The organism is Virgifigura deserti, from assembly GCA_003576685.1.
Lineage (GTDB): Bacteria > Pseudomonadota > Alphaproteobacteria > Dongiales > Dongiaceae > Virgifigura > Virgifigura deserti.
Genome location: QOZR01000013.1, coordinates 131,288 through 146,242, shown reverse-complemented (window position 1 = coordinate 146,242; position 14,955 = coordinate 131,288). Strand labels below are relative to the sequence as shown.

Annotated in this window: 12 protein-coding genes; 2 read left to right on the top strand and 10 right to left on the bottom strand. The window is 66.0% G+C overall.

Going from position 1 to position 14,955, the window contains the following annotated elements:
* Positions 1-13: 13 nt before the first annotated feature.
* Complete coding sequence (locus tag DT069_RS20670; protein ID WP_119462217.1) at positions 14-289, bottom strand: metal-sensitive transcriptional regulator; 276 nt, start codon at positions 287-289, stop codon at positions 14-16.
* A 94-nt stretch (positions 290-383) separates the two neighbouring features.
* Between DT069_RS20670 and DT069_RS20665 the strand changes: the two genes are divergently transcribed.
* Positions 384-2,705: a heavy metal translocating P-type ATPase gene (locus tag DT069_RS20665; protein WP_119462216.1), complete on the top strand. Its 2,322-nt coding sequence runs from the start codon at positions 384-386 to the stop codon at positions 2,703-2,705.
* Between the two features lie 160 nt (positions 2,706-2,865).
* Here the strand turns inward: DT069_RS20665 and DT069_RS20660 are convergent, their stop codons facing one another.
* The 3 genes from DT069_RS20660 to DT069_RS20650 form a co-directional block, all read right to left on the bottom strand.
* A complete protein-coding gene (locus DT069_RS20660) occupies positions 2,866-3,087 on the bottom strand; it encodes a hypothetical protein (RefSeq protein WP_119462215.1) in 222 nt (73 codons plus the stop codon).
* A 132-nt stretch (positions 3,088-3,219) separates the two neighbouring features.
* Positions 3,220-3,609, bottom strand: a complete 390-nt coding sequence (locus DT069_RS20655) for a DUF4174 domain-containing protein (protein WP_119462214.1) — start codon at positions 3,607-3,609, stop codon at positions 3,220-3,222.
* Positions 3,610-3,740: 131 nt separating this feature from the next.
* The gene (locus DT069_RS20650) at positions 3,741-6,269 is read right to left on the bottom strand and encodes a glycogen/starch/alpha-glucan phosphorylase (RefSeq protein WP_119462213.1); all 2,529 of its coding nucleotides are present in this window, start codon (positions 6,267-6,269) and stop codon (positions 3,741-3,743) included.
* A 418-nt stretch (positions 6,270-6,687) separates the two neighbouring features.
* Here DT069_RS20650 and DT069_RS20645 point away from each other — a divergent pair, with 418 nt between their 5' ends.
* Positions 6,688-6,969, top strand: coding sequence for a hypothetical protein (locus tag DT069_RS20645; RefSeq protein WP_119462212.1), 282 nt, complete (start codon positions 6,688-6,690; stop codon positions 6,967-6,969).
* Positions 6,970-6,981: 12 nt separating this feature from the next.
* Here the strand turns inward: DT069_RS20645 and DT069_RS20640 are convergent, their stop codons facing one another.
* Genes DT069_RS20640 through DT069_RS20615 form a run of 6 tightly spaced genes read right to left on the bottom strand, consistent with a single transcriptional unit; the run spans position 6,982 to position 14,789 of the window.
* On the bottom strand, positions 6,982-8,115 hold the full coding sequence (locus DT069_RS20640) for a CgeB family protein (protein WP_119462211.1): 1,134 nt from the start codon (positions 8,113-8,115) through the stop codon (positions 6,982-6,984).
* Positions 8,112-9,230: a CgeB family protein gene (locus tag DT069_RS20635; protein WP_119462210.1), complete on the bottom strand. Its 1,119-nt coding sequence runs from the start codon at positions 9,228-9,230 to the stop codon at positions 8,112-8,114. Before DT069_RS20635 ends, DT069_RS20640 begins: the two co-directional genes overlap by 4 nt.
* Entirely contained in the window at positions 9,231-10,361 is a 1,131-nt protein-coding gene (locus tag DT069_RS20630) for a CgeB family protein (RefSeq protein ID WP_119462209.1), read from the bottom strand.
* Between the two features lie 6 nt (positions 10,362-10,367).
* On the bottom strand, positions 10,368-11,552 hold the full coding sequence (locus DT069_RS20625; RefSeq protein WP_162913327.1) for a glycosyltransferase family 4 protein: 1,185 nt from the start codon (positions 11,550-11,552) through the stop codon (positions 10,368-10,370).
* A gap of 28 nt (positions 11,553-11,580) precedes the next feature.
* Positions 11,581-13,674: an NAD-dependent epimerase/dehydratase family protein gene (locus tag DT069_RS20620; RefSeq protein WP_119462207.1), complete on the bottom strand. Its 2,094-nt coding sequence runs from the start codon at positions 13,672-13,674 to the stop codon at positions 11,581-11,583.
* Positions 13,671-14,789: an NAD-dependent epimerase/dehydratase family protein gene (locus DT069_RS20615; protein WP_119462206.1), complete on the bottom strand. Its 1,119-nt coding sequence runs from the start codon at positions 14,787-14,789 to the stop codon at positions 13,671-13,673. The genes DT069_RS20620 and DT069_RS20615 overlap by 4 nt, the downstream gene beginning before the upstream one ends.
* Between the last annotated feature and the right edge of the window lie 166 nt (positions 14,790-14,955).

Genomic DNA, 14,955 nt, shown 5'->3' with positions numbered 1-14,955 from the left:
GAAGCGCGTTCGGTTAGAACGAGGTTCTGCCCAGGACCTGCAGCAGCTCGGCGACCTTCTGGCGTTGCTCCTTGGCATTGCCGCTGGTGATCGCATGCTCCACGCAGTGCTGGACGTGGTCCTTCAGGACCTCCGTCTCGACCTTCTGCAGCGCGGCCTTCACCGCCTGCACCTGGGTCACGACATCGATGCAGTAACGCTCGTCTTCGATCATCCGGGCGATACCGCGAACCTGCCCCTCGATGCGGCGCAATCGCGCGATGCAGGATTTTTGGGTTGCATGTTCCATGGCCGATACTATACCCCTGTAGGGTATAAGCCTCAAGCGGAAACTTGCCGATATCACGGCGCCGCAACGGGCGGAGGAGAACTGGAACACCACCATGACACACGACCATGCGGCTCACGAAACTCCCGGCACGGTGATCGACCCGGTCTGCGGCATGTCCGTCGATCCGGCGACGTCCAAGCACCGGCACGAGCATGCCGGCGAGACCTATCACTTCTGCAGCGCCGGATGCCGCGCGAAATTCGCGGCCGATCCGGATCGATATCTGGCGCCATCAACAGAAGAGCCAGAGGCGATCCCGGGCGCGATCTATACCTGCCCGATGCATCCGCAGATCCGCCAGGAAGGCCCCGGCTCCTGTCCGATCTGCGGCATGGCGCTGGAGCCCGAGATGGTGACGGCCGAGGCGGAGCCAAATCCCGAGCTGGCCGATATGACCCGACGGTTCTGGATCGGTGCCGCGCTGACCCTGCCGCTGCTTGTCCTGGAGATGGGCGCGCATATTCCCGGCCTGCCGGTGGAGCGGATCGTTCCGCCCGCCCTCTCGTCCTGGCTGCAGTTGATTCTGGCGACGCCGGTCGTGCTCTGGGCCGGCTGGCCGTTCTTCCAGCGCGGCTGGGCGTCAATCCGGTCGCGCAACCTCAATATGTTCACGCTGATCGCGATGGGCACCGGCGCGGCCTATGCCTACAGCGTCGTCGCCGTCCTGGCGCCGGACATCTTTCCCGCCGCGTTCCGCGGACCGCATGGCGAGGTCGGCGTCTATTTCGAAGCGGCGGCGGTGATCACCGTCCTGGTTCTGCTGGGCCAGGTTCTCGAGCTTCGGGCGCGCGAGCGGACCAGCGGCGCCTTGCGCGGGCTGCTGGATCTGGCGCCGAAGACCGCGCGGCTGCTGCGCGACGGCCATGACGAGGAGGTCCCGCTGGAGCAGGTGCAGATCGGCGATTGCCTGCGGGTCCGGCCCGGCGAGAAGATCCCCGTGGACGGCGAAGTCGTCGAGGGCCGCAGCGCGGTCGACGAGTCGATGGTCACCGGCGAGTCGATGCCGGTCGAGAAGACCGCGGGCGCAACGGTGATCGGCGGCACTCTGAACGGCTCCGGCGCGCTCGTCATGCGGGCGGAGCGCGTCGGGCGGGAGACGATGCTGGCGCAGATCGTTCAGATGGTCGCGCAGGCACAGCGCAGCCGCGCGCCGATCCAGCGGCTGGCCGATACCGTGTCCGGGTACTTCGTGCCCGCCGTCGTCGCCGTCGCCCTGCTTGCCTTCGTCGCCTGGGCGGCGATCGGGCCCGATCCGGCGATGGCCTATGCGCTCGTCGCGGCGGTGTCGGTGCTGATCATCGCCTGTCCCTGTGCGCTGGGCCTCGCCACGCCGATGTCGATCATGGTCGGTGTCGGGCGCGGCGCCAATGCGGGCGTGCTGATCAAGAATGCCGAGGCGCTGGAGCGCTTCGAGAAGGTCGACACGCTCGTCGTCGACAAGACCGGCACCCTGACCGAAGGCAAGCCCCGCGTGACCGCGGTCCGCTCAGGCGGCGAAGTCGAGGAAGCCGAGCTGCTAGGCCTTGCGGCGAGCCTCGAGCGAAGCAGCGAGCATCCCCTGGCCGCAGCCATCGTCGCCGCGGCGAAGGAACGAGACCTGCCGCTGCGTGAGGCCCGCGACTTCGATTCGATCACGGGAAAGGGTGTCGCCGGAACGGTCGAGGGGCGGGCGGTGGCGCTCGGCAATGCCGCGCTGCTCTCCGCGCTCGGCGTCGATCCGGGGCCGCTCGCCGTGCAGGCGGAAGAGATGCGCGGCGAGGGGGCGACAGTGATGTTCGTTGTTGTAGATCGCCGGGCGGCGGGGCTGGTCGCCGTGGCCGATCCCATCAAGGAGTCGACATCGGCCGCGCTGGACGCGCTGCGGCGGAGCGGCATCCACATCGTCATGCTGACCGGGGACAACCGGACGACGGCCGAGGCGGTGGCGCGCCGGCTCGGCATCGACGAGATCGAGGCCGAGATCCTGCCGCAGCAGAAAGGCGAGGTGGTCAGGCGCCTGCGCGAACAGGGCCGCGTCGTCGCCATGGCGGGAGACGGCGTCAACGACGCTCCGGCCCTGGCCGAGGCCGATGTCGGAATCGCCATGGGGACGGGCACCGACGTCGCGATCGAAAGCGCCGGCGTCACCCTGGTGAAGGGCGATCTGGCCGGAATCGCCCGCGCCCGCGCGCTCAGCCGGGCGACGATGCGCAACATCCGCCAGAACCTGTTCCTCGCCTTCGTCTACAACGCGCTCGGCGTTCCGATTGCGGCGGGCGTGCTCTATCCGATGACCGGCCTGCTGCTGAGTCCGATCATCGCCGCGGCGGCGATGAGCCTGAGCTCGGTGTCGGTCATCGCGAACGCGCTGCGATTGAGGGCAGTACGGATCTGAAGAGCGCTAGAGCACGATCTGATCACATCGGTTCAATGTGATCAGATCAGGTCCTAAAGGAAGCGGGCACCTGCCGCGGCTCTTTCAGCCGCGGCAGGGCCCCCCGCTTGCGAGACGGTCCGCTGATGCGATCGCCGTCTCGCCTCTGATTCGAGAAATTTCAGAACGCCGTCTTCGCCTCGGTCAGGGTCAGCGGCCGCCCCATGCATTTGGCTTCCTTGATCTGCATGTCGGGATGCGCCTCTGCCCATTCATGCATGCGCAGCCGGCTGGCGAGATGGCAGGCCGTAGCGTTCGTCACCTCGGGAAGATCGATCGGCTCCCCGATGCATTGGCCCGGTTCATTGGACAGGCAGGCCATGACGAATAGGACATACTTCACGAGGCGGGATCTCCGTGGCGAGACCCCGAACTTCGACTCTTACGGTTAATATTTTCTTAATGGCGGAAAATCAGGACGCTTCCGCGAAAAATTTCCCGCGGATCCGGGTCGGCTGCGGCCTGACGGAAGCATCTATTCCTTGCGCTCGCCCTGCGTCTCGCGCTGGCGCGTCGGCATGGCGTCCATGATCTGGAACAGCCGGTCGGTGGCGATGGGCTCGGCCGATCGCAGCTTCTCGGTGCCGTCCTCGCCGATCAGGACGACTTGGAACTCGTCTGGGGCGATGTTGAAGCTGTCGCGGAGCCTTGCCGTCTCGAGCGTCTCGCCGAGGCCGCCGCCGAAGGGTATGGCGCGATCTCCGACCGCCTCCAGCACGATGACGTCGCGCTCGGCCAAGCCGGCGCGATTGCCGTCGAGCGCCGCGACCTGCTGCTGGTAGGGAATACTCTCGCGGCGCGGCGCGAAGAGAAGCAGGACCCGGTTCTTCCAGTACCACTCCTGCAGCAGGGATTCCGTTTGCATGGCAAGTGCTCCTCCGCGGCCTTGATCGCGATTCCGTGATGGATACGGAGTCAACAATCAAGGCCGGGAAGAAGTTGCGCGCGACGCCCGCAATGCCGATGGGGCGGCCAATAGGGTGGAGTGTCTCTGGCTCAGCGCTCCGATGATGCGGCTTGCCGGTGCTCTGCCGGGTCGGGCAAGTGCCCGCCGGCGATGTCCGGCTCGACTTCCCAGATCGTTTCGGCATAGTCGCGCACCGCGCGGTCGCTCGAGAACCCGCCCATCCGGGCGACGTTCAGGATCGCCCGCCGCGTCCACTCCTCGGGATCGCGATAGACCGCGTCGACGGACCGCTGGCAGTCGAGATAGGCCGCATAGTCGGCAAGGAGCAGATAGCGGTCGCCGCCCTGCGTCAGTGACTCGACGATCGGCCGGAATAGGCCGGGCTGCTCCGGCGAGAAGTGATCGCCCGCGATCAGATCGAGCGCCGCCTTCAGCTCCGGATCGCGCTGATATCGCGCGACCGGATCATATCCAGCCGCATGCAGCGCGGCGATGTCGTCCACCGTCAGGCCGAAAGTGAAGAAGTTCTCGGCGCCGACCGCCTCGCGCATCTCGATATTGGCGCCGTCGAGCGTGCCGATGGTGAGGGCGCCGTTGAGGGCCAATTTCATATTGCCGGTGCCCGATGCCTCGGTCCCGGCGGTCGAGATCTGCTCGGACAGGTCGGCGGCCGGGATGATCACCTCGGCCGCGCTGACGCCGTAGTTCGGAACGAACACCAGCTTCAGGCGGTCCCCGACGGCCGGGTCGCTGTTCACGGCCTTCGCCACCGCATGGGTCAGCTTGATGATCAGCTTGGCCGTGGCATAGCCCGGCGCCGCCTTGCCGGCGAGGATCACGGTCCGCGGCTGAAGATCGCCGGCCGGCCCGCTGCGCAGGCGGTTATACAGCGTCACCACATGCAGCAGGTTCAGAAGCTGACGTTTGTATTCGTGGATCCGCTTGATCTGCACGTCGAACAGGGAGTTGACATTGACCTCGATGCCGCAGGTCCGGCCGATATAGGCGGCAAGCCTCTCCTTGTTGGCGCGCTTCACCGCCTGGAAGTCCCGGCGGAATGCCGAATCCCCGGCTAGCGGCGCGAGGGCTTCGAGGGCCGTGAGCTCCGTCTTCCAAGCTTGGCCGATGTGCCCGGAGATCAACCGCGCAAGCCCCGGATTGGCCTGATCGAGCCAACGTCGCGGCGTGACGCCGTTGGTCACGTTCACGATGCGGTCGGGGAACAGCCGGTCGAAATCGGCGAACACCGTTTCCTTCATCAGCCCGGTATGAACCTCGGAGACGCCGTTCACTTTATGGCTGCCGATAAAGGCAAGATGCGCCATGCGGACGCGGCGCTCGCCGCGCTCGTCGATCAGCGAAACGCGTCGCGGCAGGTCGGGGTCGTCTGGCGCGCGTTGCGCCGCCTCCCTCAGGAACCGGTCATTGATTTCGTAGATGATCTGCAGGTGGCGGGGCAGCATCTCCTCGAAAAAGGCGAGCGGCCAGCTTTCGAGCGCTTCCGGCATCAGCGTGTGGTTGGTGTAGGCGAAGGTCCGCTGCGTGATGCTCCAGGCTTGGCTCCAGTCCAGGAGGTGGACGTCCACCAGAAGCCGCATCAACTCGGCGATGCCGAGCGCCGGATGGGTATCGTTGATGTGGATCGCGACCTTGTCCGGAAGTGCGGCAAAGGGACGGCCGGACTTCATGAACTCGCGCAGGATGTCCTGGATCGAGGCGCTGACGAAGAAATATTGCTGCTTCAGGCGAAGCTGCTGGCCGGCGACGGTGACATCGTTCGGGTAAAGCACCCGCGACAGATTCTCCCACCGGTTCTTGTGCTCCACCGCGCGGGCGTGATCGCCATTGTTGAAATGCCCCAGGTCGAGCTCCCGCTTCGCCTTTGCCGACCAAAGGCGCAGGGTGTTCACCGTCTCCGACCGGAAGCCGGGGACCGCCACATCCTGGGCAACGGCAAGCATATCCTCCGTGTCGACCCAGCGCTGGCGGAGGCGCCCCTGGCGATCCCGTGCCGTCTCGACGCGGCCGTAGAAGCTCACCGGATAGTGCAGCTCCGGGCGCGGAAACTCCCAGGGATTGCCGAACCGCAGCCAATCGTCCGGCTGCTCCACCTGCCAGCCGTCCTCGATCTGCTGCCGGAACATGCCGTATTCATAGCGAATGCCATAACCGTAGCCCGGCAACCCGACGGTCGCCATGCTGTCGAGCAGGCAGGCGGCAAGGCGGCCGAGACCGCCATTGCCGAGCGCGGCGTCGCATTCGGAGTCGGCGAGTGTCTCGAGATCGTGGCCGACATCGGCGAGCGCCTCACGAACGACGTCATGCAGGCCCAGGCTGCGCAAGGCATCGGTGAGAAGGCGCCCGAGCAGAAACTCCATCGACAGATAGTAGACGCGCTTGCCGTCCTGCCAGTCGTGGCGGCGCGCGGTCTCGATCCGCCGCTGCGCGAGAAGCCCGCGGACCAGGGCGGCCGTCGCGAGAAACCAGTCGCGCCCCTGCGCCGCGCCGGGGTCCTTTCCCATTCCGTGCAGGAGATTCTCTTCGAGCCGCTGTTTCACCGACTCACGGGTCAATACGGGCTGAGTGCCCGGGGATACGTCGCTTCTAAACTTTGCCATCGCTCTACTTGCGTCTGTTCGGGAGGCCCTCATCCGACCCCTTTTCGATTCAAAATGTGTCGGAATTTCGCCGCCCACGTTTGTCGTCCTGACTGGAGGTTTTAGCGACGGGGCTGCCGGATGGATGCGCACTCTTTGTGACATCGTCTGGATGCCCATTCGGGATGTCCATAGCAGGTGCCGGCGGCCCTGCGGACTCGTCTGCCGAGAACGTGACCCCAATCGCGCGGTGGCGCGTGTTCCGGTCCTCCGCTCCAGACCCAACCCTACGATTTCATGGTTAATAGATGGTTACTGTAGCGGTTTTTCCCACCCGCTCGCCATGGCCAAGAGGAGTGAGGTCCGGAACGCTTCACCCACTCGACCGTTCTATAGGCATATGACGAATGTGGGGCCGGCTAGGCTGGAGGAGGTAGGCATGGCAGCCGATTCGAAAACGACGACGGATCACGACACCATCAAGCATTGGGCGGAAGAGCGCGGCGGCAAGCCGGCTTCCGTCGCCGGGACGGGCGGTGGCGACGATCCCGGACTGCTGCGAATCGATTTCGAGGACGACGAAAAGGACGACAAGCTGGAGCCGATCGGCTGGGACGACTTCTTTGAAAAGTTCGAGGCGCAGCGCCTGTCCTTCCTCTATCAGGACAAGACGGCCGACGGCAGCCTCAGCCGGTTCAACAAGTTCGTAAGGCGAGGTTGACCGGAGCGGGCTCTATGCCTTGTTCGCGGCCATCGTCGCGGTCCGGGCGCGGCCGATCGCGCTTCGGACCGCCGCCCGGCTTTGCTCGGTTCGCACGTAATGCTCGAGTTCGGCCGTCCGATGCGCCGCCGTATGGGCCGACAGCACGCGCCGTCGTGCCGCGAATCCGATTGCCCGGCGACGGGCCTCCGGGATCTCCGTGAGGAACCGCACGACATCGTCGGCGTCGTTGGCGATCAGAATCTCCCGATCGGGCTCGAACAGCCGGTCCAGCCCTTCCCACCAGTCGCTGATGATCGGCGCCCCCGCAGCGGCGGCCTCAAATAGGCGGACGCTGGGCGACCAGCCGGCGCGAACCATCTCCTGTCGGGTCAGGTTCAGGGTGAAGCGCTGCGCATTGTAGAACCGCCGATGCTCGCCCGGCGCCAGATGCTCAATGCGGGTGACGTTTCGCGGCCAAGTCAGGCTGTCTGGATATTGTGGCCCGGCGACGGCGAACCGGTGCTCCGGCAGCCGGCGTGCGACGGCCAGCAGCCGCCGCTCCAGGCCGGGCTGGCGATCGGCGCTATAGGTTCCGAGATATCCCAGATCCCAGGATCGCTCGACCGGTTCGGGAAAATACAGGTCCGGGTCGGCCGAGCAGTAGAGCGGCAGCGGCCGTCGCGCCCCGTAGTCATGGGCCAGCCGCGCCAGCAGCGGGCCGCCGGTGAAGGATAAATAAAGGTCGTAGAGCGGGATCTGATCGGCGCTCAGATACTCCTTGTCGCCGCGATCCAGCTTCGCCACCGTGACCGGCGTGTCGATATCGTAGAACGCGGTGATCCCCCGGGCGGTATCGATCACCCAACGGCCGACCTCGACACCCTCGGGCACATAGGACCCGACCACCACGAGGTCCGCTTGTGCCACCGCCGCCGAGAACCTCCGTTCGAGTTCCCGCAAATTCCGATAGAGGCATGTCCGCCCGTAAGGCGGATGCGGCAGATCGCGACTGTCGGCGTACCAGGGCAGGTCGCGCTCGAGGAACAGCACGTCATGTCCACGCTTGGCCAGCGCGCCGATCAGGCTGCGGTAGGTGGTCGCATGGCCGTTGCCCCAGGAGGAGGTGATCGACAGACCGATGAAGACGATCGAGAGCGCGCTCATGCAGACGCCCTCCTGCCGGAGAGTCCTGCCGCCCCGACTCTGTGGCTACCCCCCTGTCCATCGAGAATCGATTCGACCTGTCTCGCACGATGCGCATAGGTGTGCTCGGCCAGGATCCGCCGCTGCGCCGCCACGCCGATGCGGCGGGCGCGCTCCGGCGAGAGCCGTTCCAGATGCTGTGCGACCTCATCGGCGTCGCTCGCGACCAGCACCTCGACCTCCGGCTCGAGGAACAGCTCGATGCCTTCCCACCGGTCGGTGATCTGACAGGCGCCGGCGCCCGCCGCTTCGAACAGGCGCGTCGCCGGGGAGTAGCCGTTTCGCACCATGCTTTCGCGATGGATGTTCAGGATCGCCAGCGACGACGCGTTGAAGGCGTTGTGGTCGCCGGTATAGACGTGGCCCAGGACCCGGACGTTGGACGGCAGCGGCTTATCGTGCCAGCCATTGCCGCCGAGGACGAAGCGGCGATTCGGCAGCCGCTCGGCGGTCCGGATGAAGAAGCTCTCGACCCGCGCCTCACGATCGGGCAGCCGATTGCCGAGGAAGCCGAGATCGCCGGCGAAGCGATCGTCCGGCGGCGCCGGGAAATGCGTCGTCGGGTCGAGGGCGTTGTAGATCGGCACGCAGGCGCGCGCGCCCAGCGCCGCATATCCGGCGACGACCGGATCGCCGCCACCATAGGTGAGGACGAGGTCGTAGTCCGGGACCAGGGCGCGGAACGGGTCCTTCGGATTCACGCTCATCCGCTCCAGCGTCGCCGGCGCGTCGACATCCCAGAACAGGACGAGATTGTCGGGCCGCTTCGCCGCCGCGACTGCCGCCTCGAGCCATTCGTCTAGCACGCCGACGCCGCTCGCCTTGACAATGACGTCCGCGCCGCGCGCCGCGTCGAGCGCCCGCGCCGCCGCCGCCTCGGTCGCCTGATAGACGACCACCCGCGCCCAGTCCGGCGGGTCGAGGTCGCGATGCTTCTGGCGATCGAAGGCGTCGGGCTCATAGAAGGTCGTGCGATGGCCGAGCGCATGCAGCGCCCGGATGACGCCCCGGTAATAGGTCGCCGCGCCGTTCCAGTAAGCGGACAGAAGGCTTGAGCCGAAGAATGCGATCTCCATCTAGGTCTCCCCGACCAGAAGCTGTTCGTTCGCTTGCACCGCCGGCTCGCGAAGCGCGGCGCAGATCGCCAGAAGCTCGTCGACGCGATGGGTGCAGGTGTGATGGCGCAGGATCGTCTCCCGCCCTTGTCGGGCGAGTGCCGCGGCGCGGAGATCGTCGTTCAGCAGATCCCGCAGCGCGCGCGTCATGTCCTCGCCGCTGTCGACGAGCAGGAAATCGCTGCCCGGCGTGAACAGGCCTTCCGAATCCCGCCAAGGCGCGCAGATCAGCGGGATGCCGCAGGCCAGCGCCTCGAAAAGGCGGATGGTCGGGATGCCGGGCAGCGCTTCGACATACGGCCGTCGCGGGACGTGCACCGTGACGCGGAACTGCGCGAACGCCTCCGGCACCGCATAGTTTGGCAGCCAGCCGCGATAGTCCGCGCCCGCCCCGGCGATTGCCGCGATGGCGTCGTCCGGATAACGGACGCCGTAGATCTCGGCCCGGAGACGAAGCCGTTCGACCGGCGACAGCAGGAAGTCGCGGAGCTCGGCGGTCCGTTCGCCGTCGCCCCAATTGCCGATCCAGACCAGATCGCCGCGTTTCTCCCGCGGCATCGGGCGGAACAGGCTGATATCGGCCGCTTCATGCCAGGTCCAGGCTGAGCGCGCCCAGCCATGGCGGACATAGATTTCGCGGATCACCTCGCCGAAGGCGAGCACTCCATCATAGCCGTCGAGATCGAAGGCCGCCATGGTCTCGGGCGCCGTCACCGATCGGTGATGGGTATCGTGGAAGAACAGCAGGAACCGTCCGCCGCGTTTTCGGCGTCGGCCCAAGGCCGCGACGAGTTCTGGCTCGTTCCACTCATGGACGAGGACAATGTCGACGCCGTCGAGTGCCGCGTCGAGGTCGAGTGTCGCTAGCGCATATTCATGCCGGACGATCTCGGGAAAGAGTGACTCGAACGCCGCGATCGGCGCCGTGCCGTGCCCGGCGATCAGGTTGGCGCGGCTCCAGCCGTCCTTCGGCTCGTAGACGCGGACCTCATGGCCGCGGCGCAGCAGGTCGCGAACGACGCCGCGAAGAAAATGGGCGTTACCGTGATTCCAGTCCGACGCGATGGAGTGATAGAAGAGGGCAAAACGCATGGCGCCCTAGATAAGTGCCGGTGTGACGATGTCGGCACTGCCGACGCCAGTGCCGGCATCGGCCCCGACCCCGACCCCGACCCCGACTGGGGCGCCAACTCGAGTGCCGACCGGCGAACGCCGATCCGCGATGATTTCCTGATAAAGGCCCCGGTAGGCCTGCGTCATCGCCGGCGCGTTGTAGCGGTGCGCGCGAGCCCGAGCCGCCGCGCCGAGCGCGTCGCGAAGATGGGGGCGGCGGATCAGCTGATGGATCGCCGCCGCGAGTTGCGCCCGGTCGTCGGGCGGCACGAACAATGCCGCCCCCTCCCACAGCTCGCGCATCGTCGGGTTGTCGCCAAGGACGAGCGCGCAGCCGGCGAGCGCGGCTTCGAGGGCAGTCAGCCCGAAGGGCTCGTAATGGGCAGGCAGCGCGAAGATCGCGGCGCGGCCGAGCCAGCGTGCGAGATCGTCGCTTGGCAGGCGGCCGAGAGGGGTGAGGTTGCAGGGCTGCCAGCCCGCATCGTCGGGACCTCGGCAGTCACCCGCGAGATAAATCGGCCAGGGCAAGGCTGGCGCGATCTCGTCAAGTGCCCGGATGTTCTTGGCCTCGTCCCAGGCGCGTCCGGCGGTGATCACGAAGGGTTCCTTCGCCAAGGCGGGAAACGCGGCCGCGGACCGACCGTTATGGATGACACGCGCGCCCGGCAACGGCCCGTAAAGCGGTTGGAGGGCAGCGAGCAGCGATTGGCTCGGCGCGACCACCGCATTTGCGCCCTGCAGGGCCGCCGCGACCATGTCGGTATAGGACGACAAGTCGCGCGGCAGCGGCGACCGCTTCACGGCGCACCACCAGGAAGCGATGCAGGAGTGGGCGACGACCAGACAGGGCGCACGCCAGGGCAGCGTCGCATGCGCGTAATTGTTCAGGTGAACGATATCGGGGCGATGCGTCTCCTCCAGCGCGAGCAGCCACCGCCCCGCCTCGATCAGATCGATGTCCGCATCCCGCATCCATTCCAGCCTGAAGTCCCCCTCCTCGACGAGGAGGCCGGGAACCGCTTCGCTAGCGGCACGCTGCGCATCCGATCGGCGACCGCCCATCACGGCGAGGACGGTCGAAATCTGCAGATCGCTCAGCCCGCGGGCGAGTTCGAGGGCATAGTCCCAGACTCCGCCGACCGGATCGGCGGTCATCAGAACCCGCTGCACTCCTAGGGCCTCCAGCATGGCCGGTGTTTCATGATGCGCTCCTTTCATACAGCGGCACGACCGTGCGGTCGTCGCGGGTTTCGCTGAGCCAGGTCATCAGCTTGGCCACACCGGCCTCCACGTTGACGGTCGGGGCCCAGCCCGTCGCGCTGTGGAACTTGCCGATGTCGGAGACGTAGTAGAGCTGGTCTCCGGGCCGCGCCGGGCCGTGGGTGACGTTCGGTTGCAGCGGGCCGAGCCGGCGGATGAGATCGAGCAGCTCGATCAGGCTGGTCGTGTTCTTGGACCCGCCGCCGATATTGAAGGCCTGCCCCCGGATCTTCGGCATGTGGTGCTGGGCGAGAACCATGGCATCCACCAGATCCTCGACATAGAGAATGTCGCGCACCTGCTTGCCGTCGCCATAGATTGTGATGTCTCCGCCCTGCAGCGCCTTGATGAGGAAATGGGCGACCCAGCCCTGATCCTCCGTTCCGCGTTGATGCGGCCCGTAGATGCAGCTCATGCGAAATACGACGGCCGGCAGGCCGTAGGTGCGGGCATAGTCGAGGACATACTGATCCGCCGCGCCCTTCGAGCAGCCATAAGGGCTGTGGAAGTCGAGCGCCCGCGTTTCAGCCACACCTCGCTTCGCCACATTCGGATCGATCGGAACGTGACGGTGCGCTTGGCATTCCAGCGGGATGTCGCTCAAGGCGCCATAAACCTTGTTGGTCGAGGTGTAGACCAGCCCCGGCGGTTGATCGGCGGCACGCAGCCCCTCGAGCAGATTGAGGGTGCCGCGGGCATTGATTTCGAAATCCTCCACGGGCGCGCACAGGCTCGTCGTCACGGCCACCTGGGCGGCGAAGTGGAACAGCCAGTCGGCTTGCTTCACCGCATCGCGCGCCGCGTCGGCATCGCGGACGTCGGCAATCTCCGCCGATACTCTGCCGCGATGCTTCTCCATGAGCCAAGTTAGGTTTTCCTCGACCCCGGCGCGGCTCAGATTGTCGAAGATCAACACCTGCTGCCCCGATTGCGCAAGGCGGTCGGCAAGGTTGATGCCGATGAAGCCGGCACCACCCGTGATGACCGCCTGCTTCCGGCCGAACCCGACGCGGGCGAGGCGCGACGTCCGAAGCTCCTTCGGAATGGTGACTCGCCGTCGCAGCGCGCGCGCGTTGTCGATTCCACCCTGCATCAACAGGCGCGAGAGCAGCTTGGGATCGCCGCTCGCCGTGACCAGGCCAAGATGGCACCGCTCGTCGACCTCGCTTCTTCCGGCCCCATTCGGCGCCCTCTGATCGGCGTCCTGATAGCGGCACCAATAGACACGGCGGACCGGCGCATCGAGGGCCGCCAGAAGGCTATCGACTTGACCCATTCCGTTGGCTGCCCCATTGGCCGTCGACATCGCGTGACCGGCCTCGGTGATCCAGATTTCCGGATCGAGGTCGAAGCGGTCGAGAATACCCCGGATCGCGCCGATCGTTTCCTGCCAGCCTTGCCAAGGAGCCCCTGCTTGAGTCTCCTCGTTGCCGGAGAGGCGATGAATGCCTATGGCGTCGCAATGATCGATGACGCTGCGCTCGCAGGTCAGGCGCAGCCAGTTCACGCCAGTCGGACAAAGACCGCTGAGGATCGTCTTCTTGCCGCGCTGTTTTACCCGGCGTGCAGCGGTGGCGACGGCATCGCAGACGGCGGCCGAGTCGGGATCGAGATGCCAGTTCCAGTCGTTCCGACCATCCGGCTCGGTCCACAGTTCCAGCCACTCGAAATGCGCGCCATGCCGAATCACCATGCGATCGAGGAAGTCGACATAGTTCTTGAGTTCCTGCGCCCGGGAGAATGCCCGAGACGGAGCGCCGCAGGACAGCGCGGGATGGGTGAAGCAGGGAAGGACGTCGACATCGTGGGCGAGGCGCGTCAGCAGCCAGTCATACCATTCCTTGCCGCCCGGCTGATGGTATTCCGCCCAGCACAGCTTGGTGCGCAGGGTGCCGATGCCAAGCCGCCTGAGCCCGGCAACGACCGTTTCGACGCGATCATGCTCTCCGGGCCGAAACCGCTCAGCCACGCCGAGGAACGGTTGCCGCCGCGCCCTCCGCGCGACCTGCAGGATGGATCCGCCGGCGTTCATACCGCCAGGCCTCTACAGGCGAGTTCGCGGTTCGCCTGGTCGAAGCGGTCCGTCGCGTCCTGCTGGCGAAGCCAGCCGGTCAACTCGGATAAGCCTTCATCGAGGTCGATCTCCGGCTCAAAACCGAGGCCACTGCGCGCTGTCGACAGATCGGCGAAGCAGTGGCGGATATCGCCGGCGCGATAGCGTCCGCTGATGTCGGCCGTAAGCTGAGGACGGCCCAGCAGGTGACTCAGCTTCGCCGCGATATCCAGGATCGACTGGCTTTGCCCGCTGCCGATATTGAAGACGCGGCCGGCGGCGTCCGTACGCTCCAGCGCCAGACGGCAAGCGCGCGCCACGTCGCGGACATGCACGAAGTCGCGCCGCTGCCGCCCATCCTCGAAGACGATGGGGCGGTTGTCGTTCAACAGCCGCGAGGCGAAGATTGCCAGCACGCCGGTATAGGGGTTCGACAACGCCTGCCTCGGCCCATAGACGTTGAAGAAGCGCAGCGCGACGGTCGGAATCGAATAGGCGCGCCCGATGATCAGACAGGCGCGTTCCTGCATATATTTCGACAGGGCGTAGATCGAGGCGAGAGACGGGGTCTTGCTCTCCGGCGTCGGCACCGGCGTCAGCGGAGCGCCGGTGGCGTCATGAAGCTCCCACTCTCCGGCCTTGAGCTGCTCGAAGCTTCTTTCCTGTCCTTCGCGAAGCTCGCCGGAAGTCGTCCGGTACAGCCCCTCGCCATAAACGCTCATTGACGAGGCGACGATCAGCCGCTCGATCGGCTGTTCCGCGAGCTGCTCGAGAAGAACGGCCGTCCCGAGATCGTTGGCGGCGACATAGTCGGCGATCTGATACATGCTTTGGCCGACGCCGACCATCGAGGCGAAATGGAACACCGCGTCGACACCGTCCAGCGCCCGCCCGACCGCGCCAGGATCGGTAATGTCGCCGACCATCAGGTCGACGTCATCCGCAAGATAACCCGGACGTGCGGGATGGCCGTCATGGACTTGCTCCGACAGATTATCGAGGACGCGAACCCGGTATCCGTTCCGAAGAAGTTCGTCGGCCAAGTGCGATCCGATGAAACCGGCCCCACCCGTAACCAGTACCTGCTTCGACATCCGCGACTCCCTATAGGGAAAACAAGAAAATGCAGCGATGGTTCCCAAGATATGCGCCGCGAAGCCGAGTATCGGACCTGCGGCGCACATGTCAGATCTTGGAGTTGGAAGGTGGAAGCGACGAGCGCTGCCTTCCTGTAGCAAGAACTCACAAACCGACAGAAAG